We start from the raw sequence: 23,926 nt of genomic DNA, 5'->3' as shown, positions 1-23,926 counted from the left end.
CTCGATCAGGCGGTGACGAGCCGGTCGCTCTCCGCATGGTGACACGCCACGAGCCGTCCGTCGACGGGGCGTTCTCGCGGATCGTCGCGTTCGCAGACCGCCTGCTTCTCCGCCGGCAGCAACTGGAACAGCGGGCAGCGGCTCCGGAAACTGCAGCCGACCCGGTCGTCGCTGGGGGAGGGGAGGTCGCCGTTCAGCAGGATGCGCTGCCGGCTGCGTTCGATCTCGGGGTCCGGGACCGGCACCGCGGAGAGGAGCGCCTGCGTGTACGGGTGCTTCGGGTCGTCGAAGATCGTGGCGCTCGGCCCGTACTCGACGATGCGTCCGAGGTACATGACCGCCACGTCGTCCGCGATGTGTCGGACGACGGCGAGGTCGTGAGCGACGAAGAGGTATGAGAGTCCGAGCCGCTGCTTGAGATCTTCGAGCAGGTTGATGACGCCCGCCTGGACGGAGACGTCGAGCGCGGAGACCGGCTCGTCGAGCACGAGGATCTTCGGTTCGACGACGAGCGCTCGGGCGATGCCGATGCGCTGTCGCTGGCCACCCGAGAATTCGTGCGGGTACCGGCCGGCGAAGGACGGCTCCAGGCCGACGAGTTCGAGCATGGCCCCGACGCGGGAGCGGATCTCGGCGGGGGAGACCCCGTGGACGGTCAACGGTTCGCCGATGATGTCCTCGATGGTCATGCGCGGATCGAGCGAGGCCATCGGGTCCTGGAACACCACCTGGATGTCGCTGCGCAGCTTCCGGCGGTCGGGCTTCGACAGCGTCGCGGTGTCGACCCCGTTCACGTGGATGCTGCCGCCCTGCGTCCTGGCGAGCTCGAGGATCTCCATGATCGTCGTCGTCTTCCCGCAGCCGGACTCGCCGACGAGGCCGAGGGTGCGCCCGCGCTGGACGCTGAACGAGACGCCGTCGACCGCGCGGACGGTCCCGATGTTGCGCCGGAAGACGACGCCCTTCGTGAGCGGGAAGGCGCGGGTCAGGTCGCGGACGTCGAGGACGGTCTCCGGAGCGACCTCGGCGACGAGCTCCTCCGGCACCTCGTCCGGCCGAGGGAAGATCTCCGGGCGGCGCAGGGATCCGTCGGCGATCTCGCCGGCGCGGATGCAAGCAGCGGTGTGGTTGACCGAGGTCGTCGGGTCCTCGACGGGACCGTCGAGGACGGGGAGCAGCGCCGGTTCACCCTTGAGGCAGGCGGCCACGGCGATCGGGCAGCGCGGGGCGAACGGGCAGCCGGTCGGCACGGTCGTCAACAGCGGTGGGCGTCCCTCGAGTGGGACGAGTCGCTCCTGCTGGTTCGCCGCCATGTTCGGCATGGAGCGCAGCAGACCGATCGTGTACGGCATGAGCGGTTCGCGGAACAGCGGGACGACGGGCGCCGTCTCGACGATCCGGCCGGCGTACATCACGGCCACCCGGTCGGCGTTCCCGGCGACGACACCGAGGTCGTGCGTGATGAGCACCACGGCGGCGCCGGTGATGTCCTTCGCCTTCTGGAGCACCTCGAGGATCTGCGCCTGGATGGTGACGTCGAGCGCGGTGGTCGGCTCGTCGGCGATGATCAGCTGTGGGTCGTTCGCGATGGCGATCGCGATCATGGCCCGCTGACGCATGCCGCCGGAGAACTCGTGCGGGAACGACTTGGCACGCCGCTCCGCGTTCGGGATGCCGACGATCTTCAGGAGCTCGACGGCCCGGGTCTCGGCGGCGCGCTGCGAGAGCGCGGAGTCGTGGAGGCGGAGCCCCTCGGCGATCTGCTGACCGATCGTGTAGACGGGCGTGAGGGCCGAGAGCGGGTCCTGGAAGATCATGGCGATGTCGCGCCCTCGGATCTTCGACAGTTCCTTGTCGGACTGGCCGAGCAACTCGACGCCGTCGTAGCGGATGCTGCCGCTCACCTGCGCATTGGTCGGGAGCAGCCCCATGACGGCCATCGAGGAGACGCTCTTGCCGGAGCCCGACTCGCCGACGATGCCGAGGAACTCGCCTCGCCGCACCTCGTAGGAGACACCGCGGACGGCGTGCACGGGCGTGCCGGCGTTGGGGAAGGTGACGGTGAGGTCGTCGACCTTGAGGAGCGGCGCGGTCGCCTGGGGGTCAGTCACGGTTGGCTCCTGAGGTCGGGTCGATGGCGTCGCGGAGGGCGTCGCCGAGGAGGCTCGAGGCGAGCACGGTGATGACGAGGATCGCTGCGGGGAACACGAACAGCCAGGGCCGCGTCACGGCCGCACTCGCACCGGCGGCGAGCAGGGTGCCGAGCGAGACGTCGGGTGCCTGGACGCCGAAGCCGAAGAAGCTCAGCGTCGTCTCCGACAGGATCGCCGCGCCGATGCCGAGCGTCGCGTCGATGATGAGGAGGCTCGCGACGTTCGGGATGATGTGCCGACGGATGATCGTGAACCCGGGGACGCCCATGAACCGGGCCGCCTTGACGTACTCGCGTTCGCGGAGCGACATCGTCTGCCCGCGGATGACGCGGGCGAGCACCATCCAGCCGAACAGGACGAGGAAGACGACGAGGGCGAGCCAGGAGAGCGACTTGAACGCCGGGCTGAGGAGCACGAGGAGGAAGAAGCCGGGGATGACGAGGAGCAGGTCGATGAGCCACACGATCGCCTTGTCCCAGACGCCGCCGACGTAGCCGGCGATGGCCCCGACGAGTCCGGCGATGATCGCCGCCCCCGGGCCGACGATCAGGCCGATGACGATGGACTTCTGCAGACCGACGAGGGTCTGCGCGTACACGTCCTGGCCGATGTTGTTCGTGCCGAACCAGTGCGACAGCGAGGGCGGCTGGCTGAAGGCGAGGCCGTCCTGGTCGGTGAAGGACCAGGGGGAGAGCAGCGGGCCGATGAAGGCCCAGAGGATGATGAAGAGGAGGACGCCGCCGCCGATGCGGGCGCGCTTCGTGGCGAGCACCTTCCGGAGGATCGTGCGTCCGCGGGATTGCGGCCGCTTGGGCGCGTCCCGCATCGTCTCGGGTTCCCCGACGGTGAGGGTCGATGGATCGGTCAGTGCCATGTGGTTACACCCGCACTCTCGGGTCGAGCGCCGCATAGATCACGTCGGAGAGCGTTCCGGCGATCAGGACGAGGATGGAGGTGAAGAGGATGGTCCCGGCGGCGGCGTTGATGTCCGAGTTCGAGACGCTCGTGAGGAGGTACTCGCCCATGCCGTGCCAGCTGAAGACGTTCTCCGTCACACTCGCGCCGGTGAGGATGAGCCCGAAGGAGTAGGCGAAGAACGTCGACATCGGGATGAGCGCGACGCGGACGCCGTGTCGGATGATCGCGGAGCCGCGGGTCCGGCCCTTCGAGCGGGCGGTCCGGATGTAGTCGGCGCTCATCACGTCGAGCATGGCGCTGCGCTGGTACCGCGAGTACGAGGCGACGGCGCCGACGGTGAGGGTGATCGTGGGCAACAGCAGATGCATCGCCCGGTCACCGAACTGTGTCCAGAACCCGCCCTGTAAACCGGCGGTGTACTCGCCGGTGAAGTTGATGACGTTCGTGCCGACCGCCTGGTTGAGCGACGTCGCGAGGATCATGAGCACGACGCCGATGACGAAGACGGGCATCGCGAGGATCGTGAACGAGGCGTAGGTGATGATCTGGTCGCTGGCCCGGTACTGCCGGACGGCACCCCAGACGCCGAGGGCGACGCCGATGACCGCGCCCAGGATGGTGCCGATGACGAGGAGTCGGAGGCTCGTGCCCGAACGCTCGAAGATGTCGGCCGTGACCTGGGTGCCGCGGGTGCTGACGCCGAGGGACCCGGTGGTCACGAGCTGCGTGACCCAGTCCCAGAGGCGTTCGAGCAGCGGCACCTTCGGGTTGACGCCCATCTTGTCGAGCGCCGCGTCGATCGAGGACTGCGGGATGGGCGGGTTCTTCCCGAGGAACCGGGCCGAGGGCTGGAGTGTCATGCTCACGAGCACGTAGCCCAGCATGGTGGCGATGGCGGAGAGGAACAGGTAGTTGACCAACCGCCGTGCAATGAACCCGATCATGTACCAGCCTTGCGAAGTCGTTGTGCGGGACCGCGTCGTCCCGTCAGCTGTGCTCCCCTCGTGGGGTGGAGACACTGTAACCCCGAACCATCGGGAATCAGAAAACGACGCGTGTACTCAGGAAACGAAACGTATGTTTCCGGCTCGTACCGTCGAGAAATCGAAACGGTAACAATTCGTGCCCACTTGTGGGGGATCCCCGGAGCGGGTGCAAGATGGTCCACATTGGCCTGCGCGCCTTCCGCTCCGCATCGGTGCGGCGTTGCGCAGTTACACGTCACGAAAGGTGGATCTCGATGAGTTCCAGAACACAGGGATCGAAGCGGCGCGGCGGGATGATCCTCGCCGGCGTCTCGATCGTCGCCCTCGCATTGACGGCTTGCACCGGAGGCGGTTCAGGCGGTGGCGGCTCGACGTCGAAGCCCGCCGAGCTGTCCGGCACCGGCTGGGAGCGCGCCGACGCCGACCAGATCGCCCAGGGCGGTTCGCTCAACCTCGCCGTCGATGCGATCCCCGCGAACTGGAACCTCTACAACCTCGACAGCGGCACCGTCGACGACCAGTTCCTCAGCAACCTGTACACGCCGTCGTTCATCAACATCAAGGAAGACGGCACCTGGGAGGCGAACCCCGACTTCGCGACCTCCGTCGAGCTGAAGACCGAGGACCCGCAGGTCGTCGAGATCAAGATCAACCCGGACGCTGTCTGGTCGGACGGCACCGCCATGAGCGTCGACGACTTCGCCGCCACCTGGAAGTCGCTGAACGGCGTCGACCCCGCCTATGCGCCCACCGCCACCAACGTGTGGAAGGACATCGAGTCCGTCACCGCCGGCGACAGCCCGCAGGACGTCCTCATCACGTTCAAGAACAAGAACGCCGACTGGCCCTCCATCCTCGGCAACATCTGGCCGAAGTGGCTCGGCGCGACGCCGGAGTCCTTCAACACCCTCTGGGCGACCGGCCCCTACGCGGCTGACGGCACCACCTACGTCTCCGGCGGCCCGTACATCGTCAGCAAGATCGACCAGACCGGCGCGGTCGTGACCTTCGAGCCCAACCCGAAGTGGTGGGGCGACAAGCCGAAGCTCGACAACATCATCTTCAAGCAGGTGTCCCGCTCCGGTCTCGCGCAGGCGTTCTCCAACAGTGAGATCGACGTCTTCAGCATCGGCTCGAACGCCGACAACTACCAGACGGCTCAGAAGCGCAGCGACGCTGAGATCCAGCGTTCGCGCGGCACGACGTACAACCACATCACCCTGAACGGTACGTCCGAGGTCCTGAGCGACCCCGAGGTCCGGCAGGCGTTCGCCAAGTCGATCAACCGTCAGACCATCGCCGAGGCCCGCCTCGCCGCGATCGACGCACCGACCGACCTGTTGAACAACCTCATCTTCCTCCCGGGCCAGGACGGCTACGAGGACGACGCCTCCAAGGTGCTCGGCTACGACATCGACGCGGCCAAGAAGCAGCTCGAGGACGCCGGTTGGAAGGAAGGCAGCGGCGGCATCCGCGAGAAGGACGGCCAGAAGCTGACCGTCCGCTACGTCATCGACTCCGACAACCCGGTCTCCGCCGAGACGTCGCAGCAGGTGCAGGCCATGGTGAAGGAGGCGGGCTTCGACCTCCAGATCGACACCGTCCCCTCGGACGACTTCTTCACGAAGTACGTCACCACCGAGACCCGCGACTTCGACGCCGTGAGCTTCGCCTGGCAGGGCACCGCCTTCCCGATCTCCAGCACCGAGTCGATCTTCTACCCGGCCGACTCCGGGCAGAACTTCCCCGGCGTCACCGACGACTCGCTCGGTGACCTCTGGGCGAGCGCCAACGCGGAGCTCGACCCCGACAAGCGCCTCGAGATCGCGAAGGAGATCGACAAGAAGATCGTCGCCCTCGCGACCACGCTCCCGCTGTTCCCGGTGCCGTACACCTACGGCGTCAAGACCGGGCTCGTGAACTACGGGCCGACCCAGTTCGAGACCATCGACTGGAAGAACGTGGGCTGGAAGAAGTAGGCGACACGACGGGTTCCTCCTGAACCCTGAGGGCGACGGGCATCGGCGGGAAACCGCCGGTGCCCGTCGCCGTTCAGCCCCCGGCCAGGACTCCTGCGGTATGATGGTCCGTCGGCACCATCGTGCCCGAATCCCATCCACTTGAAGGAAGCCACCCTTTTATGGCGCTCGCCACTCGTTCCGATCTGCGCAATGTCGCGATCGTGGCCCACGTTGACCACGGCAAGACGACCCTCGTCGACGCCATGCTGCGACAGACCAACTCTTTCGCCGAACACGCCCACCTCGAAGAACGCGCCATGGACTCGAATGAGCTCGAGCGCGAAAAGGGCATCACCATCCTCGCCAAGAACACGGCGATCTCGTACAAGGGCGAACACGCCACCGACGGCCCGATCACGATCAACGTCATCGACACCCCGGGTCACGCCGACTTCGGTGGAGAGGTCGAGCGCGGCCTGTCCATGGTCGACGGTGTCGTCCTCCTCGTCGATGCATCCGAGGGCCCCCTCCCGCAGACCCGCTTCGTGCTCCGCAAGGCGCTCGAGGCCAAGCTGCCCGTCATCCTCCTAGTCAACAAGACCGACCGTCCCGATGCGCGCATCGACGAGGTCGTCGTCGAGAGCCAGGACCTCCTCATCGGTCTCGCCAGCGACATGGCCGACGACGTCCCCGACCTCGACCTCGACGCCATCCTCGACGTCCCGGTCGTGTACGCCTCGGGTAAGGCCGGCCGTGCGTCGTCCAACAAGCCCGCCAACGGCGAACTGCCCGACAGTGAAGACCTCGAGCCGCTCTTCGAGGCCATCCTCGAGCACATCCCGGCTCCGCAGTACGACGACGAGCACCCGCTCCAGGCGCACGTCACGAACCTCGACGCCTCGCCGTTCCTCGGTCGCCTCGCGCTGCTGCGCATCTTCAACGGTACGTTGAAGAAGGGCCAGACGGTCGCCTGGGTCCGCCACGACGGCGACGTCCACAACGTCCGCGTCACCGAGCTCATGATCACGAAGGCCCTCGACCGCTACCCGGCCGAGAGCGCCGGCCCCGGCGACATCGTCGCCGTCGCCGGTTTCGCCGACATCATGATCGGCGACACCCTGGCCGACCCCGAGGACGTCCGCGCGCTGCCGGCCATCACGGTCGACGACCCGGCCATCTCGATGACGATCGGTACCAACACCTCGCCGCTCATGGGCAAGGTCAAGGGCCACAAGCTCACCGCGCGCATGGTCAAGGACCGCCTCGACCGCGAGCTCATCGGTAACGTCTCACTCAAGGTCCTCGACATCGGTCGACCCGACGCGTGGGAGGTCCAGGGCCGTGGAGAGCTCGCGCTCGCCATCCTCGTCGAGCAGATGCGTCGCGAAGGCTACGAGCTCACCGTCGGCAAGCCGCAGGTGGTCACGAAGCGTATCGACGGCAAGGTCCACGAGCCGTACGAGCACCTGACCATCGACGCTCCCGAGGAGCACCTCGGCGCGATCACCCAGCTCCTCGCCGCTCGCAAGGGTCGCATGGAGAACATGTCGAACCACGGCACCGGCTGGGTCCGCATGGAGTTCATCGTGCCGTCGCGCGGCCTCATCGGCTTCCGCTCCGAGTTCCTCACCGCCACGCGCGGCACGGGCATCGCCAACGCGTTGGCACACGGATACGGCGAGTGGGCCGGCACGATCACGACGCGCAACAACGGCTCGATCGTCGCCGACCGCTCCGGCGTCGTCACCCCCTTCGCGATCATCGCGCTGCAGGAGCGCATGTCGTTCTTCGTGCAGCCGACCGAAGAGGTCTACGAGGGCATGGTCATCGGCGAGAACTCGCGCAACGACGACATGGACGTCAACATCACCAAGGAGAAGAAGCTGACCAACATGCGTCAGTCTTCGGCCGACAACTTCGAGTCGATGACCCCGCCGCGCGTCCTCACGCTCGAGGAGAGCCTCGAGTTCGCCCGCGAGGACGAGTGCGTCGAGGTCACGCCCGAGCACGTGCGCATCCGCAAGGTCGAGCTCGACGCTCAGGCCCGCCAGCGCAGCTACTCGCGTCTCAAGAAGCAGTCCGAGTAGGCAGCAGCCGCTCCAAACCGATGCCCGGTCCTCTCAGGAAGACCGGGCATCGGGTCGTTAAGCTGATGGGCATGCGCCGACCCGCCTCCCTCGCCCTGCTGGCCGCCCTCGTCCTCGCTCCGACGCTCGCCGGGTGCAGCGTCATCGAGTCCACCGTTAAGGACTCTGTCGAGCAGGGCATCCGCGACGCCACCGGTGGCGACTTCGACGTGAACCTCGACGAGGGGCTGCCGGACGGATACCCCGTCGACGCGGTCCCGGTGGTCGACGGCACGGTCAACGGCGGACGTGGGACGGTCGACGGCAAGGACACCTTCGTCGTCACGGTGCAGGCGACCGACGCGGCCACCGCAGCCAAGGATGCGCTCGTCGCGGCGGGCTTCACGATCGACGGGGAGATCGCGAACGGCGACGGTTCGATCGTGACGCTGTCGACGACGGCCTACGACGTGAAGCTCGTCGCCTCGGCGGACAGCATCCTCTACACGGTGACGGTCAAGTAGCACTTCGACAGGCTCAGTGACCGGTCAGGGAGGGCTCAATGACCGGGGCTCAGCGACCGGACGTGTCCTACGCGAAGAGCGTCTCGCCGACCCAGCCGTCCTTGCCCGCGCCCGGGGGCACCGCGAAGATCGCCGACCCCACGTGCTTGATGTACTCGTTGAGCGCATCGGTGGCCAGCGCGCGCTGCACGTCGATGAACTGCTTCGGCGATCGCTGGTACGACATGAAGAACAGTCCGGCGTTCAACCGCCCGAGGTCGTCGTTGCCGTCGACGAAGTTGTATCCGCGTCGCAGGAGCTTCGTGCCCTTGAGCTGGGTCGGGTGCGCCAGGCGCACGTGTGAGTGCTTGTCGATGAGCGGCTGATCCGTTGCTCCGACCGCATCGAAGTCGGGCTCAGTGAACTCCTTGCCGCCCGACAGCGGTGCGCCCTCGCCCTTGCTCCGACCGATGACGCGCTCCTGCTCCTGGAGCTGCGCGCGGTCCCAGGTCTCGATGATCATGCGGATCTTGCGGACCACGAGGTAGGAACCACCGCTCAGCCAGGCGGCGCTGTCTCCGTCCTGGACCCACACCTGCTCCTCGACCGTCTTGGTCTCCTCGGACTTGACGTTCGCGGTGCCGTCTTTGAACCCGAACAGGTTGCGCGGGGTGACCTGGCTGGTGGAGGTCGACGAGGTGCGACCGAAGCCGAGCTGCGACCAGCGGATGGAGGCACGTCCGAACGCGATGCGGCTCAGGTTGCGGATCGCGTGCACGGCGACCTGCGGGTCGTCGGCACACGCCTGGATGCAGAGGTCGCCGCCGGTGAGGCCCGCCTGGAGGTTGTCGCCCGTGAAGCGGGGGAGCTTCTCCAACTCGGCCGGGCGACGGTCGGCGATGCCGAACCGGTCCGTGCCGTCCTCGGCGGTGAAGAGCGTGGGTCCGAACCCGAAGGTGATCGTGAGCCCGCTGGCGGGCAGTCCGAGCGCTTCTCCGGTGTCGACCGGGGGAGCGAGCGGGGAGCCGTCAACGGCACCGCCGTCGGCGACCTCCTTCCCCTGCGTCATGCGTGCCGCGGCGACACTCCAGTCCTGGAGCAACTCGATGAGCTCCTCCCGGGTGGTCCCAGCCGACACGTCGTACGCGGCGAAGTGCAGGCGGTCCTGCGCCGGCGTCGTGATCCCGCTCTGGTGGGCACCGTTGAACGGGTAGACCGTCGTGACGCCCGCGGCACTCGCCGAGGCGCTGACGGCGGCGGTGATGGCCGCGGTCGCCCCGGCTCCGGCCGCCAGCCCTGCGGCGCCCGCTCCGGCGAGGCCGAACAGCGCCCGGCGCGACAGCCCGCGCCGCGGGGCGTCGTTCGGTGGTGCGGACGCGGCCCCGGGCTCAGCCGCAGTGGGCGTCGAACCGGCATCGGGTGCAGGCGTGGCGGGGGGAGTGTGCTCGGTCATCGGACCTCATGCTATTCAGGGATGGCTGGAAGGCCGCAGGGCCGGAACCCCCAGAATGCTCTGAGCGGTTCCGGCCCGGCGCGCCGCGGAGGCGGCGGTGGATCTGGTCGGTGCTACTCGGCGACGCCGAGCACCGTGTGGGTGAGCTGCGACAGCGGCTCGGAGAGGGCGTTCACCTGGTCGGAGAGCTCCTTGCGCTGCTCCTCGGTGACGGTGTCGTAGCTCACGAAGCCGCTGTCGAGGCTGCCGTACTTCGCGAGCAGGTCCTGCAGCGCCGTGAACTCGGTCTCGATCTGGCCGACGAGCTTCGTGCCCGCGTCACCCTTGCTCGCGGCGATGTCCTTGACGTTGCCGAACGCGACCTCGGCTCCCTGCACGTTGGCCGCGAAGTCGTAGAGGTCGGTGTGGGACCACCAGTCCTCCTCGCCGGAGATCTTGCCGACGGCGACCTCGTCGAGGAGACCGATGGCGCCGTTCGAGATGTCGCCGAGGCTCACGGTGAAGTCCTTCTCGGAGACGAGGTCGAACAGCTGCTGCACGTCGTCGACGAGACCGGTGGCGAACTGCTGGCGCTGTTCCGGCGTCGACGGCGTCCAGTCCGTCAGCGCGCTCGTGCCGTCCGAGTTCAGCGCGTCGGCTGCCGGCGGCCAGAGGTCCTTCTCGATCCGGTGGAAGCCGGTCCAGTCGAGTCCTTCAGCCACGGCGTCGACCTCGCGGTAGTCGATCTTCGGGTCGAGGTCGCCGAACGCCTCGGCCGTCGGCTCGATGCGTTCGTACGAGACGCGCGTCGTCGCGAACAGCTGACGGGCGGTCTCGTCGTCGCCGGCGGCGTACGCGTCGGTGAAGGCCTTCACCTGCGGCACGAGTTCGGCCACCTGCGACTTGATGTAGGCGACGTAGTTCGTCACGGCCTGGTCGGTGAGCGCCTGCTCGTCCTTCGAGACGGCGGCGTTCTCGCCCGTCACGGTGAACTCGGCGAGGCCGACCGGTGCGCCGACGAGCTGGAACTTGCAGGCCGTGTAGTAGGTGCCGGGGTTCAGCTGTGCGACGTAGGACACCGTCTGGCCCGGCGTCACGTTCTCCTTCTCGCCGACGATGCGCAGCTTGTCCGAGGCGAGGATCTCGAACTCGTTGACGTCGGTGCCGTTGTTGGTGATCGAGAAGGTCACGGCACCGGCCGTCGCCTTCGCCACGGACACGGAGCACGAGTCGTCGGTGATGGCGACGGTGAGCGCGTCGCCGCCGGTCTTGTTCGGGACGCATCCCGTGAGGGCGAGGGCGAGGACGCCCGCGCCGGCGAGGCCGGCGATGATGCGGTGCTGCATGGAGACTCCTGTCGGAAGGTGCTGGTGCTGGAGCAGGTGATTGGTTCGTGGTGGGTCAGGCGTTCGTCGCGACCGGGGTCGTGACCGCCGTCGGGCGCCGACGGCCGAGACCCGATACGCGGATGAAGCAGATGAGCGTGACGACCAGGTACAGCAGCCACGCACCGAACTGTGCCCACGTCGGGGCGGGGGTGAAGTTGAAGAGTCCGCCGAGGACGGTGCCGTACCAGCTCGTCGGAGGGACGACGGCGCTCAGGTCGAAGGCGGCCTGGCCCCAGCCGGGGATGACACCCGCCTCCTGGAGGTCGCCGACGCCGTAGGCGAGGACGCCGGCGGCCACGACGACGAGGAAGAGGCCGGTCCACGTGAAGAAGGTCCCGAGGTTGATCCGGACGAATCCGCGGTAGATGAGGTACGCGATGACGACGGAGGTGAGGATGCCGAGGAGCGCTCCGATCGAGCCGACGACGGCGTTCTCGCCGGAGTTGACGCTCGCCCAGATGAAGAGAGCGGTCTCGATGCCCTCGCGGCCGACGCTGATGAAGCCGAGGACGACGATGCCGATCGCCGATCCGGCGACGGCGGCGTCGAGTCGTGACTCGAGGTCGTGCTTGAGCTCTCGGGCGTTGCGCCCCATCCAGAAGATCATCCAGGTGACGAGCCCGACGGCCAGGATGGACAGTCCGCCGCCGAGGACCTCCTGCGCCTGGAAGCTCAGCCCGTACGGTCCCCAGGTGAGGATGGCACCGACACCGAGCGAGACGACGATCGCGACGGCGACGCCGAGCCACAACCGGGGGAGGACGTCCCGGCGGCCGAGCTTGTTCAGGTAGGCGACGAGGATGCCGACGATGAGGCCGGCTTCGAGGCCTTCGCGGAGGCCGATGAGGTAGTTCGCGAGCACGTGACCGGACTTTCGGGCGTCGAGCAGGCGGTCGCCCGGGGGAGGCCGTCGTCTGCGGGGTGGGGGTGCATCCGAGGGCGCGCCGGGCGGGGACCGTGGTCCGGGCGGGGCGCTGCGACTTCGGAACGCGGTTGGGTAAGGCTAACCTTATCCGACGTCGACCATAGCGCCTGATGCTGAGGCTGTCCAGATACAATCGGCGGATGACCGATCCGGCCCCCGACCCCAGCCTCCCAGACGGCCGCACGGTCGGCGACGACCGCTGGTTCCCGCCGACACCGCCGCAGCAGGACGCTCCGCACGAGCAGTCCACGGTGTCGCGGGTGATCGGGATCGTCCTCGCGTTCCTCGTCGGTCTGGCGTACGGCGCCATCGGCACGGTCGCGCATGCCTGGGCGCCCTCCGTCCTCGGTGTCGCCCTCCCGGCCGGACTGGTGCTCGGGATCCTCGGCGTGGGCATGCTCCTGGTCGGACTCCGCATCGTCCTGGGAGACCGGCTCGCAGCGTCGGCAGCGGCGCTCGGGGTCATCCTCATGATCGGAATCCTGCTGCTCGAGAGCACCGGCGGCTCCGTCCTCATCCCGCAGAGCGTCTCGGGCCTCGTCTGGACCATCGCCCCCGGTCTCATCGCCGTCCTCGTCGTCGCGTGGCCGAAGCTCCCGGAGCGCGCCCGCACGCGCGACGACCGTCCCGCGGGACCGGCGCCCGAACCGTTCCCCGTCTCGCCGCAGGCGTAGACTGGACAACTCAGTGCTCGTGAAGGGAGCCACCCGCCCGTGACCTACGTGATCGCCCTGCCGTGCGTCGATGTGAAGGACCGCGCCTGCATCGACGAATGCCCCGTCGACTGCATCTACGAGGGTGAACGGTCGCTCTACATCCACCCCGACGAATGCGTCGACTGCGGTGCGTGCGAGCCGGTCTGCCCGGTGGAGGCCATCTACTACGAGGACGACCTTCCCGAGGAGTGGGCGGACTACTACAAGGCCAATGTCGAGTTCTTCGACGAGATCGGTTCCCCGGGTGGGGCCGCGAAGGTCGGCGTGATCCCCTCGGACCACCCGCTCATCGCCGCGCTGCCGCCACAAGCCCACGAGTAGTCGCGTGCCACTGCAGCCGCTGCCCGACTACCCCTGGGACCTCATGGTCCCGTATGCGGAGCAGGCCCGTCGCCACCCCGACGGCATCGTCGACCTCTCGATCGGTTCGCCGGTCGATCCGACTCCCGGCCTCATCCGGGACGCGCTTCGGGCGGCCACGGACGCACACGCGTACCCGACCACGGTGGGGACGCCCGAACTCCGGCAGGCGATCGTCGACTGGTTCGCGCGCCGTCGTGGTGTGGAGGGGCTCTCCCTCGACGCCGTCCTCCCGACGATCGGCTCGAAGGAACTCGTCGCGCTGCTCGCCTTCCTCCTCGGCCTGGGCGCCGGTGACACCGTGGTCCACCCGGTGGCCGCCTACCCGACCTACGCGGTCGGCGCGGCGATCGCCGGAGCCGAGGCGTTCGCCTCCGACGATCCGTCCGAATGGCCGGAGAACACCCGGCTGGTCTGGCTGAACTCCCCAGGCAACCCCGACGGCCGTGTCCTGTCGGTCGACGAGCTGCGCGCAGCCCGAGCCAGAGCCCGCGAACTCGGTGCCGTCCTCGTCGGCGACGAATGCTACGCGGAACTCGGCTGGGAGGGGGAATGGTCCGACACGCCGACCCCTTCCGTGCTCGATCCACGCGTGACCGACGGCGACACCGAGGGTGTCCTCGCGATCTACTCCCTGAGCAAGCAGTCCAACCTGGCCGGCTACCGTGCCGCGTTCCTCGCGGGCGACGAGCGCCTGGTGCGTCGGCTGGTCACCGTCCGGAAGCACGCGGGTCTCATGCTGCCGGCCCCGCTGCAGGCCGCCATGGTCGCGGCGCTCGGCGACGACGCCCACGTGGCGGAGCAGAAGGCCCGGTACCGCGCCCGACGTGAGGTGCTGCTCCCGGCCGTCCGCGAGGCCGGGTTCCGGGTCGACCGCAGCGAGGCGGGACTGTACCTGTGGATCACCGAGGGCCAGGACGCCTGGGTGAGTATCGACCGCCTGGCGTCGATCGGTGTCCTGGCAGGTCCAGGGGTGTTCTACGGCGAGGCCGGACCGCAACACGTGCGGCTCTCCCTGACCGCCACCGACGAGCGCATCGCGGCCGCCGCGGCCCGACTTCGGGGACTCCGCCCGATTTCAGGGTGAACTCCAAGGAAGTCGCCGGATCACTGTGGGAAACAGCAGTAGGGTCCGAAGCCGATTAGGCTATATGTGACACGCCGTCGTATCGGAGGGCGATGTCGAGTCCCTATCGCACAAAGATATGAGGAGGCGCCGTGGGCGACGTCGAGAAACAGGCTTCCACCGAGACGCATCAGGTCACCCTGAACTACCCCGGCGGAACGGCCGAATTCCCGATCCACCAGTCAGCCCAGGGCGCGTCGAGTATCGACATCTCCTCGCTCACGCGGCAGACCGGCCTGACCACGCTCGACTACGGGTTCGTCAACACCGCGGCGACCAAGTCGGCGATCACATACATCGACGGCGACCAGGGCATCCTGCGCTACCGCGGCTACCCGATCGAGCAGCTCGCCAAGCAGTCAACCTTCCTCGAGGTCGCCTGGCTGCTCATCCACGGTGAACTCCCGACGGCCGACGAACTCGGCGGATTCGACGAGAAGATCCGGCGCCACACGCTCCTCCACGAGGACCTCAAGCGGTTCTTCTCGGCGCTCCCGCACACGGCGCACCCGATGGCCGTCCTGTCGAGCGCCCTGCAGGCCATGTCGACCTACTACGAGTCGGACGCCAATCCGCACGATCCCGACCACGTCGAGCTCACGACGGTCCGCATGCTCGCGAAGCTCCCGGTGATCGCCGCCTACGCGCACAAGAAGTCGGTCGGGCAGGCGTTCCTCTACCCCGACAACTCGCTGAGCTTCGTCGACAACTTCCTCAAGCTGAACTTCGGCAACCTCGCCGAGCCGTACGAGATCGATCCCGTCCTGTCGAAGGCGCTCGACCTCCTGCTCATCCTGCACGAGGACCACGAGCAGAACGCCTCGACCTCCACGGTCCGCCTCGTCGGCTCCACCGGAGCGAACCTCTACGCCTCCGTGTCCGCCGGTATCAACGCCCTGTCGGGTCCGCTGCACGGTGGCGCGAACGAGGCCGTCCTGCAGATGCTCGGCCGGATCCAGGAGTCCGGCGAGGGCGTGCAGCGCTTCGTCGACCGCGTGAAGAACAAGGAAGACGGCGTGAAGCTCATGGGCTTCGGGCACCGCGTCTACAAGAACTACGACCCGCGCGCCAAGCTCGTCAAGGAGAGCGCCGGCGAGGTGCTCCGGGCGCTCGGCATCAACGACCCGCTGCTCGACCTGGCTCAGGAGCTCGAGCAGATCGCCCTGGAGGACGACTACTTCAAGGAGCGCAAGCTGTACCCGAACGTCGACTTCTACACCGGCGTCATCTACAAGGCGATGGGCTTCCCGACGCGGATGTTCACGGTGCTCTTCGCCATCGGACGCCTGCCCGGGTGGATCGCCCACTGGCGTGAGATGAACCTCGACCCGCAGACCAAGATCGGGCGCCCGCAGCAGCTGTACACGGGTTCGCCCGAGCGTCCCTTCCCGACGCGCTAGTCCCGTCGCGCGCGTCGGCGGCGCACAGAACGGCCCCGCATCCACCTCGGATGCGGGGCCGTTCTGCGTACCGGGAGGCCGGGTCAGGCGTGCAGTGCCGCGTTCAGCTCGACGCCCGAGCCCGAGCGGGGGAGCACCTCGACGGCACCGGTGAGTGAGTTCCGACGGAACAGGAGGTTCGGGACACCTGACAGCTCGACCGCCTTGACCGTACGCGGCGCGCCTTCGGCCGTGGCCGCAGCACCCGCGAGGACGACCTTGGTGCCCGCGGTCACGTAGAGACCCGCCTCGACCACCGAGTCGTCGCCGATCGATATGCCGATGCCGGAGTTGGCGCCGAGGAGGGCGCGCTGACCGATCGCCACCCGCTGCGTCCCGCCGCCGGAGAGCGTCCCCATGATCGACGCACCACCCCCGATGTCGCTGCCGTCGCCGACGACGACGCCCTGCGAGATGCGTCCTTCGACCATCGACGCGCCGAGGGTCCCGGCGTTGAAGTTGACGAAGCCCTCGTGCATGACGGTGGTGCCCGGTGCCAGGTGGGCTCCGAGCCGGACGCGCGAGGCGTCGGCGATCCGGACCTTGTCGGGCGTCACGTAGTCGAGGAGTCTCGGGAACTTGTCGATGCCGGTCGCGTGGATGCCGGCGCGGAGGAGCGACGGTCGGAGGCGGTCGAAGTCCGCGGGGTGGACGGGGCCGGCGTTGGTCCAGACGACGATGGGGAGGTGCGCGAAGACGCCGTCGAGCGAGATCGTGTTCGGCTGGACGAGCAGGTGGCTGAGCAGGTGCAGCCGCAGGTAGGCGTCCGGGGTGCTCTGCGGAGCGGCCTGCAGCTCGATCTCGACCGTGACGATGTCGATGCGGACGGCCCGGCGCTCGTCGTCGGTCGCGAGGGCCTCGAGGTCTGCGGGGGCGATCCAGCGGTCGCGGCCCTCGGGGATCCGTCCGAGCGAGGGCTCGGGGAACCAGGTGTCGAGCACGGTGCCGTCGGCGGCGATGGTCGCGAGGCCGGAGCCCCAGGCGTGAGTCGGAACAGGGGTCTCGGCAGGCACAGCGGTCATGGCTCCAGGGTACCGGCCAACACTCAGGTCGACGGCCAATACACTGGTGCCATGCCAGCCGAAGTCCCCGTACTCGACCTGTCCGTCTCCTCGGTGGAACTCACCCAGCAGCTGTGCGACATCGCCTCCGTCTCGGGGGATGAGGCCCGCATCGCCGACGTGATCGAGGCGTCGCTCGAGGGTCTCGAGCACCTGACGATCGTGCGCGACGGCGACACGGTGGTCGCTTCCACCTCGCTCGGACGTGCACAGCGGGTCATCATCGCCGGCCACATCGACACCGTCCCGATCAACGGCAACGTCCCGACCCGGTTCGAGGAGCGCGACGGCGAGGCGGTGCTCTGGGGTCGAGGGACGGTCGACATGAAGGGCGGCGTCGCGGTCCAGCTGAAGCTCGCGGCTGAGCTCACCGATCCCATCGTCGACATCACCTGGATGTGGTACGACAACGAGGAGGTCGCATCCGACCTCAACGGCCTCGGGCGTCTCGCGCGGAACCGTCCCGACCTGTTCGTCGGTGACTTCGCGATCCTCGGCGAGCCGAGCAACGCCGGCGTCGAGGGTGGCTGCAACGGAACGCTCCGCGTCCACGTGAGCGCCCACGGCAAGCGCTCGCATGCGGCCAGGAGCTGGGTCGGCGTCAACGCGATCCACGCGATCTCCCCGGTCCTCGCGACGCTCGCCTCGTACACGCCACGGGAGGTCGAGGTCGACGGGCTCGTCTACCGGGAGGGCGTCAACGCGGTCGGGATCACCGGCGGCGTCGCCGGGAACGTGATCCCCGACCTCGTCACCGTCGAGGTGAACTACCGCTTCGCTCCGAGCCGGACGGGTGCCGAGGCGCTCGCCCACCTCGAGGAACTCTTCTCCGGCTTCGAGGTCGTGCAGACGGACGTCGCGGAGGGCGCTCGTCCCGGGCTCGACGCGCCGATCGCCCAGGACTTCCTGGCCGCGGTCGGCGGCACACCGGCCCCGAAGTACGGCTGGACGGACGTCGCACGCTTCTCCGCACTCGGCGTCCCCGCCGTCAACTACGGACCGGGTGACCCGCTCCTCGCCCATGCCGACGACGAGCGCGTCCCGCTCGCGCACATCGAGGACTGTGAGCGCGGGCTCCGCGCCTGGCTGACCGGGCCCGATGGTCGCTGACGCGGCCCACTCGACCGAGGTCGAGGAGCGGCCGTCGATGCTCCGGCGCTGGGCCCGCCTGCCCTGGTGGGGGCGGATCACCGTCGTGTACGTGCTGTCCCGCCTGGTGACGACCGCGATGTTCGCGGTCGCGAGTCTGCTGCAGGCGCCGGACTCCCGGTTCGGCGCGTTCCCCTCGCTCGGCACGCTCGCCGCCGGCTGGGACGGACAGTGGTACTGGTGGATCGCGACGTACGGCTACCCGACCCAGCTGCCGCTCGACGACGCCGGCCGGGTCGCGGAGAACGCGTGGGCGTTCATGCCGGTCTATCCAGGGGTCGTGAAGGCGCTCTCGGTCGTCACCTTCCTGCCGTGGCCGGTCATGGCTGTGATCGTCTCGCTGTGCTGCGGCCTGGGGGCGGCCCTGCTGTTCCACCGGCTCCTGCGCATCCGCCTCGGCGATGAACGGGCGATGTTCGCCGTCGTACTGTTCTGCATCGCGCCGCTCAGCGCCCTGTTCCAGGTCGCCTATGCGGAATCGATGTTCCTGCTGCTGCTGACGCTCGCGCTGCTCCTGCTCGTGACGCGCCGGTACGGCTGGCTCCTCGCGGTCATCCCGGTCATGGCGTTCACCCGCCCCGGAGTCCTGGCCTTCTCGCTCCTGCTGGGCCTCCATCTCATCGTGCGGATCGTCACGCGACACCGCGACCCGCTCGCGCGCCGGGAGGTCGTCCTCATCCTCGCGGGTGGGGCCCTCGCTGCCCTCGCCGGATTCGCGTGGATGGTCATCGCCGGTCTCGTCACCGGGACGCCGGAGGCGTACCTCGAGACGGAGCTGGCGTGGCGGGCCGCCTTCATCGGGGAGCAGCCCCTCGTCCCGTTCTCGGCCTGGATCCAGGGCGGTCAGTTCTGGTTCGGGGATGGTCCGGGCATCGTCGTCGTCGCCGCGATCTTCGTCGGCTCCGTCGTGCTCCTGTTCCTCCCGCCGGTGCGCCGGCTCGGTGCCGACCTCCGGTTGTGGGTGGGGTCCTACCTCCTCTACCTCTTCGCGGTGTTCTTCCCGCAGACGAGTGTCTTCCGGCTGCTCGTACCGGTCTTCCCGCTCCTCGGTGCAGTCGCCGTCCCACGGAACCGCTGGTACCGCGGTGGCGTCGTCATCGCCTCGCTGGCGTTGCAATGGTGTTGGATCTTCGTCATGTACGGCCTCGCGAACGCGTATTGGACCATTCCCTGAGCGCGGATCCGGCGTCATCCTGCGCCTCGCCGCGCTCAGGATTATCACGAGCCCCCGTGATACGAGATAATAGGGGTCAGTCGAATAACGAGAGGGGACTCGCATGGCCGCAATGAAGCCACGCACCGGAGACGGGCCAATGGAGGCCGTGAAGGAGGGTCGGCTCATCATCGTGCGAGTGCCTCTTGAAGGGGGAGGGCGTCTCGTCGTGTCGGTCAACGACGCAGAGGCTCAAGAACTGCATGATGCACTCGCGGGTGTGGTGAGCGCGGGCTGATCCCCGTCACCGACGCCGCATGAGTCGAGAACCGGCCGTCATCACTGCTCTCAGAGTCAGGATGGCGGCCGGTTCGTCGTCGTACGGAAGGCTCAGAGGTTCGGTTTGGTGATCTGCAGGAGGCCGTCGCCGGCGGGCGACAGGGCGCTGACGACCGCGTCGGACGCGGAGATCTCTTGGACGAGCGAGCGGAAGAGTCCTGTGGTCTCGTCCCGCTGAGCCGGATCGGCCACGCGGCCTCGCCAGAGCGCATGCGGGACGAGTACGGTGCCGCCGGGACGCACCAGACGGAGTCCGTGCTCGACGTACTCGATGACCGATCCCGGGTCGCCGTCGACGAGGACGAGGTCGTAGGAGTTCTCGTTCATCCGCGGCAGGACGTCGAGCGCGCTGCCGGTGATGAGGCGGATGCGGTTGGTCGTGATGCCGGCCTCCGTGAACGCCGCGCGTGCCTGCTGCTGGTGCACGATCTCGGTGTCGATGGACGTCAGCACCGCGCTCGTGGCACCGCGGAGCAGCCAGAGCCCGGAGACGCCGGTGCCGGTCCCCACCTCGACGATGGACTCCGCGCGGGTGGCGGCGGCCACCACCGCGATCTGCGCGCCGATCGCGGGAGAGATCGGTTCGACACCCAGTTCGTGCGCGTGAGCGCGCGCCGTGAGCATCGCCGCGCTCTCGACGACCACGTCGCCCGCGTACTTCCAATTGAGATTGTGTTCTGACACCTTGCCTCCGGATCCCAGCGTATGGCCTGCAACTGCTCCGACAGCTGAGGCTCGCGCGGTAGTCTGATGTCGTGTTCGGTCTGACCTTCGACAAACTCCTCATCATCGGGGTCATCGCCGTGTTCCTGCTGGGTCCGGAACGGCTGCCGTACTACGCCTCCCAGTTGGCGCGACTCGTCCGCACCCTCCGAGACCTCGCCTCCGGCGCCAAGGACCGGATGCGCGAGGAGATGGGGCCGGAGTTCGACGAGGTCGACTGGAAGAAGCTCGACCCGCGTCAGTACGATCCGAGACGCATCATCCGCGAGGCGCTCCTCGACGACGAGCCGCCGGTGACGCCGACGGTCGCGACGACCGCTCCGCTCAACGCGGCTCCCGCAGCCGCGGCCGCCGCTGCAGCCGTTCCGTCGCTCGAGAAGCCGAAGTCGATCCAGGCAGCGACCGACGAGCGCCTGCGCCGACTCGCCGCCGGAGAGACCGCCGCACCCCCGTTCGACCTCGAAGCCACCTGAGCCCGCTCCGGTCGCACACGTCCGACCCGGACAGCTCAGTTCGTGCTGACGCCGAGACGACGACCGGCGAGGCCACGCGGTCTCGCAGCGAGCTGACCGGCGAGCCGGAGGATCTCGGCAGCGGCGGGATCCGTCGGATCCGAGAGGACGATCGGCAGCCCGGCGTCTCCGCCCTCCCGAAGCGGAACGCTGAGCGGGACCGAGGCGAGGAGCGGTACCGGGGCGTCCTGGCCGATCGACAGCCGCTCTGCGAGCGCCTCGCCACCCCCTGAGCCGAACAGCTGCAGGACGCTGCCGTCGGGCTGGGGGAGACCCGCCATGTTCTCGATGACGCCGTGGACGCGCTGCCCGGTCTGGCGCGCCACCACGCCGCTGCGCTCGGCCACCTCGGCGGCGGCCGGCTGCGGTGTCGTGACGACGAGCACCTCGGCGTGGGGGAGCAGCTGGCCGATGGAGATGGCGACGTCCCCGGTGCCGGGCGGGAGGTCGAGGAGCAGGACGTCGAGGTCGCCGAAGAACACGTCGGTCAGGAACTGTTGGATGGTGCGGTGGAGCATCGGTCCGCGCCAGGCGACGGCGACGGCGGTGGTGCCGTCCGTCGGTGCGTCGATGAACATGCCGATCGAGACGACCTTCACACCGTGGGCGACGGGCGGCAGGATCATGTCGCCGACCTGCGTCGGTTTGACGGCCAGGCCGTTCTCGACCAGTCCGAGGAGCCCCGGGATGGAGAACCCGTGGACGTCCGCGTCGACCAGGCCGACCCGCAGGCCGCTGGCGGCGAGTGCGACGGCCAGGTTCGCGGTCACCGTCGACTTCCCGACACCGCCCTTGCCGCTCGTGACGGCGTACACGCGGGTCAGTGAGTCCGGGCCGAACGGGATGCCGCGGGCGCTGCGGCCGCCTCGCAGGCGCTCCGTGAGTGCCTGACGCTCCGCCGTCGTCATCACCTGGACGTCGACCGCGACGCTCGTCACCCCGGGGGTCGCCGCGGTGGCCTCACGCACGTCGCGCTCGATGCTCGCCGCTGCCGGGCAGCCGACGATCGTGAGCTTGATCGTGACATCGGCGGCACCGGTGTCGTCCACCGTGATCGGGCCGACCATGTCGAGTTCGGTGATCGGTTTGCGGATCTCGGGGTCGATGACGCGGGCGAGCGCGGTCCTGATCCGCTCGGCGAGGCCGATGTCAGCCGCGCCGGCGTCAGCCACGCCGACGCTCAGGCCCGTCGTGTTCGGGCTGGTCGGTGCGATCCCGATCGAGTTCCTCAAGGAGGGAGCGCAGTTCGGCGCGGATGAAGTCCTTCGACGCCATGTCCTTGAGGGCCAGTCGCAGTGCGACGACCTCACGGGCGAGGTACTCGGTGTCGGCGAGGTTGCGTTCGGACCGCTGCCGGTCCTGCTCGATCTGCACCCGGTCGCGGTCGTCTTGACGGTTCTGGGCGAGCAGGATCAGCGGCGCCGCGTACGAGGCCTGGAGCGACAGCACGAGCGTCAGGGCCACGAAGCCGATGTCGACGGAGTCGAACCGGAGGGCGAGTGGACCGTAGGTGTTCCAGGCGATCCACAGGATGACGAAGAGGGTGAGGCCGAGGAGGAACCACGGCGTGCCCATCGCCCGGGCGATCCACTCGGTGAACCGGCCGAAGCGGTCGCGCGAGGCCGGGGCGCGGCGGATGGAACGGACGGAACTCCGAAGCCCCTTCGGGGCGTCGAGCCTGACCTCATTGCGGGGAGCTCGTGCCACGACCTGCCCTCCTTCCGTTCGATCCGAGCCGCTGTTCCGACGCCGGGAGTTCATCGTTCTCGTCGATGCTGCGCCAGTCGTCCGGGAGCAGGTAGTCGAGGACGTCGTCGATCGTCACGACGCCGAGAAGCCGGTGCTGTTCGTCGACGACGGGTACCTGGACGAGGTTGTAGCTCGCGAGGATCCGCGAGACCTCGGCGGCGGAGGTCCGCACGCCCACCGGATCGAGGCTTTGATCGAGCAGGGTCCCGAGGCGCTCGTGCGGCGGGTAGCGGAGCATGCGCTGGAAGTGCACCATCCCGAGGAAGCGTCCCGTCGGCGACTCGTACGGCGGCAGGGTGATGCAGACGCCGGCCGCCAGCGCCGGTGCCAGCTCGGAGCGTCGGATCGACGCGAGGGCCTCCGCGACGGTGGCGTCGGCGGAGAGGATGATCGGCTCGGTCGTCATGAGGCCACCAGCGGTCTCCGGGTCGAACCGGAGCAGCATGCGGACGTCCTCCGCCTCCTCCGGCTCCATGAGCTCGAGGAGGTGCTCACCGCGGTCCTCGGGGAGCTGGGCGATGAGGTCGGCCGCGTCGTCCGGCTGCATCTGATCGAGGACGTCTGCTGCGCGGTCGTCGTCGAGCTGGGCGAGGATCTGCACCTGGTCCGTCTCGGGCATCTCCTCGAGCACGTCCGCGAGGCGATCGTCCGACAGCTCCTCCGCGACCTCGATCATCCGGTCGCGCGGGAGGTCGAGGAGCGTGTTCGCGAGGTCGGCCGGTTTCAGGTCGGCGTAGGTCGCGATGAGCTGCTCGGCGGACTGGGCCTCGCCGAGCTCCTGCTCCTCGCGCAGCTCGTTCCAGGTGGCGAAGGTCGTCGGGCCCTTCACGAAGGGGGAGGCGGTGGTCTTCGGGCGGCGGACGAACAGCTGCGACACCTGCCACTCGCCGGGGCCCTGCTCCTCGATGGCGACGTCCTCGATCGTCGCCTCCTCGCCGGTGGCGCGGAAGACGACGCGTCGGCCGAAGAGTTCGGCGATCACGCGCACCTCGCCACCGCGCTGCTCGAACCGGCGTACGTTGATGAGTCCCGTGGTGATGATCTGCCCGGCGCCGATGCTCGTCACGCGGCCGATCGACACGAACACACGGCGTTTCCCGGGGATCTCGACGATGAGGCCGACGACCCGCGGGGGTTTGCCGGTGCGGTAGACGACGAGCACGTCCCTGACCTTGCCGACACGATCGCCCGCGGGGTCGAAGACGGTGCACCCGGCGAGCCTGGCGACGAACACTCTGGTTGCACTCACGACTACTAACCTACCCGC

At 68.6% G+C, this 23,926-nt stretch carries 22 protein-coding genes; 11 read left to right on the top strand and 11 right to left on the bottom strand.

The features are described from left to right. Window positions 1-5: 5 nt before the first annotated feature. From ITJ62_RS10515 to ITJ62_RS10505, 3 genes are read right to left on the bottom strand one after another with little or no spacing between them, the layout of a single operon-like run. Window positions 6-2,111, bottom strand: coding sequence for an ABC transporter ATP-binding protein (locus tag ITJ62_RS10515; protein WP_194601751.1), 2,106 nt, complete (start codon window positions 2,109-2,111; stop codon window positions 6-8). Continuing rightward, window positions 2,104-3,027, bottom strand: coding sequence for an ABC transporter permease (locus ITJ62_RS10510; protein WP_079705531.1), 924 nt, complete (start codon window positions 3,025-3,027; stop codon window positions 2,104-2,106). Before ITJ62_RS10510 ends, ITJ62_RS10515 begins: the two co-directional genes overlap by 8 nt. A gap of 4 nt (window positions 3,028-3,031) precedes the next feature. Continuing rightward, the gene (locus ITJ62_RS10505; protein WP_079705532.1) at window positions 3,032-4,015 is read right to left on the bottom strand and encodes an ABC transporter permease; all 984 of its coding nucleotides are present in this window, start codon (window positions 4,013-4,015) and stop codon (window positions 3,032-3,034) included. A gap of 296 nt (window positions 4,016-4,311) precedes the next feature. Between ITJ62_RS10505 and ITJ62_RS10500 the strand changes: the two genes are divergently transcribed. The 3 genes from ITJ62_RS10500 to ITJ62_RS10490 all read left to right on the top strand — a co-directional run bounded on the left by ITJ62_RS10500 (window position 4,312) and on the right by ITJ62_RS10490 (window position 8,608). Beyond that, window positions 4,312-6,036, top strand: coding sequence for an ABC transporter family substrate-binding protein (locus ITJ62_RS10500; RefSeq protein WP_194601748.1), 1,725 nt, complete (start codon window positions 4,312-4,314; stop codon window positions 6,034-6,036). Window positions 6,037-6,197: 161 nt separating this feature from the next. Continuing rightward, the gene (gene typA / locus ITJ62_RS10495; RefSeq protein ID WP_194601746.1) at window positions 6,198-8,105 is read left to right on the top strand and encodes a translational GTPase TypA; all 1,908 of its coding nucleotides are present in this window, start codon (window positions 6,198-6,200) and stop codon (window positions 8,103-8,105) included. A 71-nt stretch (window positions 8,106-8,176) separates the two neighbouring features. Continuing rightward, on the top strand, window positions 8,177-8,608 hold the full coding sequence (locus ITJ62_RS10490; RefSeq protein ID WP_124769011.1) for a hypothetical protein: 432 nt from the start codon (window positions 8,177-8,179) through the stop codon (window positions 8,606-8,608). A 67-nt stretch (window positions 8,609-8,675) separates the two neighbouring features. Here the strand turns inward: ITJ62_RS10490 and efeB are convergent, their stop codons facing one another. From efeB to efeU, 3 genes are all read right to left on the bottom strand, one after another. Further along, on the bottom strand, window positions 8,676-10,040 hold the full coding sequence (gene efeB / locus ITJ62_RS10485; protein ID WP_194601741.1) for an iron uptake transporter deferrochelatase/peroxidase subunit: 1,365 nt from the start codon (window positions 10,038-10,040) through the stop codon (window positions 8,676-8,678). A 113-nt stretch (window positions 10,041-10,153) separates the two neighbouring features. Beyond that, window positions 10,154-11,365, bottom strand: a complete 1,212-nt coding sequence (gene efeO / locus ITJ62_RS10480; RefSeq protein WP_192018202.1) for an iron uptake system protein EfeO — start codon at window positions 11,363-11,365, stop codon at window positions 10,154-10,156. 55 nt (window positions 11,366-11,420) lie between these two features. Continuing rightward, window positions 11,421-12,269, bottom strand: a complete 849-nt coding sequence (efeU, locus tag ITJ62_RS10475) for an iron uptake transporter permease EfeU (RefSeq protein WP_194601738.1) — start codon at window positions 12,267-12,269, stop codon at window positions 11,421-11,423. Window positions 12,270-12,472: 203 nt separating this feature from the next. Between efeU and ITJ62_RS10470 the strand changes: the two genes are divergently transcribed. The 4 genes from ITJ62_RS10470 (at window position 12,473) to ITJ62_RS10455 (ending at window position 15,934) form a co-directional block, all read left to right on the top strand. Then, window positions 12,473-13,006 carry a hypothetical protein gene (locus ITJ62_RS10470; protein WP_194601735.1) on the top strand — a complete coding sequence of 178 codons (534 nt, stop codon included), beginning with the start codon at window positions 12,473-12,475 and terminating at the stop codon, window positions 13,004-13,006. Between the two features lie 39 nt (window positions 13,007-13,045). Then, window positions 13,046-13,369, top strand: a complete 324-nt coding sequence (fdxA, locus tag ITJ62_RS10465) for a ferredoxin (RefSeq protein WP_079705538.1) — start codon at window positions 13,046-13,048, stop codon at window positions 13,367-13,369. Between the two features lie 4 nt (window positions 13,370-13,373). After that, the gene (dapC, locus tag ITJ62_RS10460) at window positions 13,374-14,495 is read left to right on the top strand and encodes a succinyldiaminopimelate transaminase (RefSeq protein WP_370581892.1); all 1,122 of its coding nucleotides are present in this window, start codon (window positions 13,374-13,376) and stop codon (window positions 14,493-14,495) included. Window positions 14,496-14,674: 179 nt separating this feature from the next. Continuing rightward, window positions 14,675-15,934, top strand: coding sequence for a citrate synthase (locus ITJ62_RS10455; RefSeq protein WP_064296340.1), 1,260 nt, complete (start codon window positions 14,675-14,677; stop codon window positions 15,932-15,934). 83 nt (window positions 15,935-16,017) lie between these two features. Here the strand turns inward: ITJ62_RS10455 and dapD are convergent, their stop codons facing one another. Then, complete coding sequence (gene dapD / locus ITJ62_RS10450; RefSeq protein WP_194601732.1) at window positions 16,018-16,995, bottom strand: 2,3,4,5-tetrahydropyridine-2,6-dicarboxylate N-succinyltransferase; 978 nt, start codon at window positions 16,993-16,995, stop codon at window positions 16,018-16,020. Window positions 16,996-17,046: 51 nt separating this feature from the next. Between dapD and dapE the strand changes: the two genes are divergently transcribed. The 3 genes from dapE (at window position 17,047) to ITJ62_RS10435 (ending at window position 19,634) form a co-directional block, all read left to right on the top strand. Continuing rightward, the gene (gene dapE, locus ITJ62_RS10445; RefSeq protein ID WP_194601729.1) at window positions 17,047-18,144 is read left to right on the top strand and encodes a succinyl-diaminopimelate desuccinylase; all 1,098 of its coding nucleotides are present in this window, start codon (window positions 17,047-17,049) and stop codon (window positions 18,142-18,144) included. Next, a complete protein-coding gene (locus ITJ62_RS10440) occupies window positions 18,134-19,357 on the top strand; it encodes a hypothetical protein (protein WP_228498152.1) in 1,224 nt (407 codons plus the stop codon). Before dapE ends, ITJ62_RS10440 begins: the two co-directional genes overlap by 11 nt. A 103-nt stretch (window positions 19,358-19,460) precedes the next feature. Further along, window positions 19,461-19,634 carry a DUF3117 domain-containing protein gene (locus tag ITJ62_RS10435; protein WP_079002123.1) on the top strand — a complete coding sequence of 58 codons (174 nt, stop codon included), beginning with the start codon at window positions 19,461-19,463 and terminating at the stop codon, window positions 19,632-19,634. A gap of 92 nt (window positions 19,635-19,726) precedes the next feature. Here ITJ62_RS10435 and ITJ62_RS10430 read toward each other — a convergent pair whose 3' ends face one another. Next, window positions 19,727-20,359, bottom strand: coding sequence for an O-methyltransferase (locus tag ITJ62_RS10430; RefSeq protein ID WP_064296167.1), 633 nt, complete (start codon window positions 20,357-20,359; stop codon window positions 19,727-19,729). Between the two features lie 71 nt (window positions 20,360-20,430). Between ITJ62_RS10430 and ITJ62_RS10425 the strand changes: the two genes are divergently transcribed. Then, on the top strand, window positions 20,431-20,871 hold the full coding sequence (locus ITJ62_RS10425) for a Sec-independent protein translocase TatB (protein WP_194601726.1): 441 nt from the start codon (window positions 20,431-20,433) through the stop codon (window positions 20,869-20,871). Between the two features lie 35 nt (window positions 20,872-20,906). On the opposite strand, the gene ITJ62_RS10420 is transcribed toward ITJ62_RS10425, so the two are convergent. The 3 genes from ITJ62_RS10420 to ITJ62_RS10410 are packed head-to-tail and all read right to left on the bottom strand — an operon-like array spanning window position 20,907 to window position 23,908. Next, complete coding sequence (locus ITJ62_RS10420) at window positions 20,907-22,082, bottom strand: Mrp/NBP35 family ATP-binding protein (protein WP_194602504.1); 1,176 nt, start codon at window positions 22,080-22,082, stop codon at window positions 20,907-20,909. Continuing rightward, the gene (locus ITJ62_RS10415) at window positions 22,075-22,617 is read right to left on the bottom strand and encodes a DUF1003 domain-containing protein (RefSeq protein ID WP_071261025.1); all 543 of its coding nucleotides are present in this window, start codon (window positions 22,615-22,617) and stop codon (window positions 22,075-22,077) included. The genes ITJ62_RS10420 and ITJ62_RS10415 overlap by 8 nt, the downstream gene beginning before the upstream one ends. Continuing rightward, a complete protein-coding gene (locus ITJ62_RS10410) occupies window positions 22,595-23,908 on the bottom strand; it encodes a magnesium transporter MgtE N-terminal domain-containing protein (RefSeq protein WP_079705545.1) in 1,314 nt (437 codons plus the stop codon). Before ITJ62_RS10410 ends, ITJ62_RS10415 begins: the two co-directional genes overlap by 23 nt. Window positions 23,909-23,926: the final 18 nt, after the last annotated feature.

The sequence above is a fragment of the Plantibacter sp. VKM Ac-2876 genome (assembly GCF_015350715.1).
GTDB lineage: Bacteria > Actinomycetota > Actinomycetes > Actinomycetales > Microbacteriaceae > Plantibacter > Plantibacter auratus.
The sequence above is the reverse complement of the archived record's forward strand: the minus strand, read 5'-3'. Positions and strand labels throughout refer to the sequence as shown.